Raw genomic sequence first — 2630 nt, forward strand, 5'->3', positions numbered from 1 at the left:
GACTGATATCAAGATCACGCATTACATCTTTTTCAAGATGTTCCAGCCGTTCAACAACTGGCTTCAACATTGTACGACGATCCCAGGCAATGTAGGCAAACAAAGAAACAATTAATGCAATCATAGCCAATACCGTTCGGCACGAAACTTGCTAAGGTCATGTGTATTCGTCAAGTTCTTGTGCTATTTTACAGCTAAATGGCCGAAATAGAAAATTTCTTACAGCAATTAACCAATGAATTCCAATTTTCCAGAATTTCTTTAACCTTTCCCCAAGTAATGATACTATACCACATACATATGGCCTTCCTGTTTGTGGACTTGTGCTTGAATCATAATCTGATTTGCTAACTTCTTTAACATCATTGGTTACACTGTTCATAATCTCACATTGCTGTTTAAACTGAAGTAACAACAGATAACAAATCATATACAAGTAAAACTGAATTTGAATTCCCTTAGAATCATGACTAAGCAAGTGAATGCACGTCAAAGTTCTTTTCAAATATTTAAAACATAATTCAACTTGCCAACGATAGGCGTAGAGCATGATAACTTCGTATGTTGACAAATCAAATCGATTTGTAATTAATATATAGTTTTCTCCCATTGATGAAAATTCTATAATTCGATAAGTTATCTGATTAGTATCATTTATAAAAGTAACACTTGAGTCCTTGATGTGTTTAAAAAATTGTAGGAATTGAGCAGGAACATTGATAGGAATGTTTTTCTCAACACTGTATAGCATGTTATTCTTACCACGTATAATAAACCAGGCTTGCTTACCACAAATCTCTTTGAAAATTTGAAATGAAATATACCCACGATCACAAACATAAGTGACACCTGCTTCAATAATATCACTTAAAAATTTTTTTTCTGAATAATTACCTGATGTAACCAGAAATTCTACAGGGAGCATTCGGTTCAGCTCAAAGGCCATCTGTAATTTTATAGCATTAGCTCCTTTTTTGTATTCAGCCCAAATCATTGTTTTTATAGCTGGAAAAAGAGAACCATCAATCAATAATATTTTGCCAAGTTGTTCTATTTCGGGAATGGAAAGAAAAGAACAATTATTTAATAAGGTAACGAAAATCTTTCTGAAAACTTCAGGTGAGTATCGACAAAATGCCTCGCTGTACATAGATTTTGAAGCAACAGCAAGACCAAGATTTTTAGCAATTTCATCCGTTTTTATGGAAGTAACCAAACTTCCAATAGTTTTTATTCTACAAATAATGCAAAATATTAAATTGTTAGTAAGGGTTGTCAACGATAGGGTGTAAGTTTCATAATCACCTTGTAATGATTCTTGTGCCTCTTGGAGCAATGGCATGATTGGCGAGATAATTTTTTCAAAAACATTTTCATCTATTTTGTAGTCAGTCATAGTATCTCCTGATTAAAGTGGATTTATATTTCCTGACTTTAAAAGATTTATGACTCGTTGTCTTCATAAATATTTTTTTAGTGTTCACATATGGTACAATTAAAGCAATAATAGTAAGTTAATTATTGTCATATAGGTTTAGTAATTTGTCGCCAAAAACAACCGAAAAATTGATTGACGAACCTGCAGAGTCCCCTGTTTTCACTTATTAAGACAGTGAAAAACCTCCATGCAAGAACAGTGCCGAACGGTATTGACACTGTACGTAAAGCCCATTCAGGCAAAAATTAATAGCAAATTGAAAATGTTGTGCTCTGATTTAAAATCATTAAAAAAGAGCAAGAATTGGCAAATTACAAAATATTACCAGATTGGCCCTGCGGGAATACACATTATCGAAACCCAACAATGGCATGCAGATTGACCGGCACCAGGACTCCAATTTTTGTGGTAAATTCAAGGTTATTGCTTCTGCCAAGTAAATCGGCAAATTCAGGGCCGGCCACTGATGCTGGGCGTTAGCTGAAGAAAAAAATCGGTTTCGATTCATCCATAAAAATAATTAAATGATGTAACTAAAGAATTACTTGAAATAAAAACTTCCAGATGAAGCCAAAGGCTTTAATGAAATACCGAGGTGGTCTTATGAAACTAAAAAAAGATCGAGAAGTAGCTGGATTTATACAGTTTTTAAACAACGCCAAGGCTTATAGAAAAAAATGAAGCAGAAAATTTACATTGAAACAAGTGTCGTAAGTTATTTGGTGGCTCGAACATCAAAAAATATTGTAATAGCTGCCCATCAAGCGTCTACATCAGATTTTTGGAATCGACTTGATGATTACGATGTATTTATTTCCGATATCGTTATACAAGAAGCATCAAAAGGAAACGAAGTTCAAGCCAATCTTCGTTGCAAAATGTTACAAAATTTTCAAGTACTTGAAATTGATAATGAAGTAAGAGAACTTGCCCGAAAGTTTCTTGCTGCCAAAATAATTCCAGAGAAATGCCCTGAAGATGCGCTTCATATTGCAGTTGCTGCCGCGAACGGAATGGATGTAATAGTAACTTGGAATTTTAAGCACATAAACAATCCGTTTATTCGTAAACGGATCCGTCAAGTCGTAGATGAAAACATGTGGAATTGTCCAGAAATATGCTCGCCAGAAGAATTTTTAGGAAATGAACTATGAAAGATCCAATAATAGAGGAAATACGCCATATCCGTGAC

General features: G+C 34.1%; 2 protein-coding genes. One reads left to right on the forward strand and one right to left on the reverse strand.

The genetic code is table 11. The annotated features are described in order from the left end of the window. Nucleotides 1-157: 157 nt before the first annotated feature. Nucleotides 158-1396 (reverse strand): IS4 family transposase, encoded by a 1239-nt coding sequence (locus tag U9R42_09095; protein ID MEA3496175.1) that lies wholly within the window; start codon nucleotides 1394-1396, stop codon nucleotides 158-160. A gap of 719 nt (nucleotides 1397-2115) precedes the next feature. Here U9R42_09095 and U9R42_09100 point away from each other — a divergent pair. Further along, nucleotides 2116-2592, forward strand: coding sequence for a type II toxin-antitoxin system VapC family toxin (locus tag U9R42_09100; GenBank protein ID MEA3496176.1), 477 nt, complete (start codon nucleotides 2116-2118; stop codon nucleotides 2590-2592). The last annotated feature ends 38 nt before the right edge of the window (nucleotides 2593-2630 follow it).

The organism is Bacteroidota bacterium, from assembly GCA_034723125.1.
GTDB lineage: Bacteria > Bacteroidota > Bacteroidia > CAILMK01 > JAAYUY01 > JAYEOP01.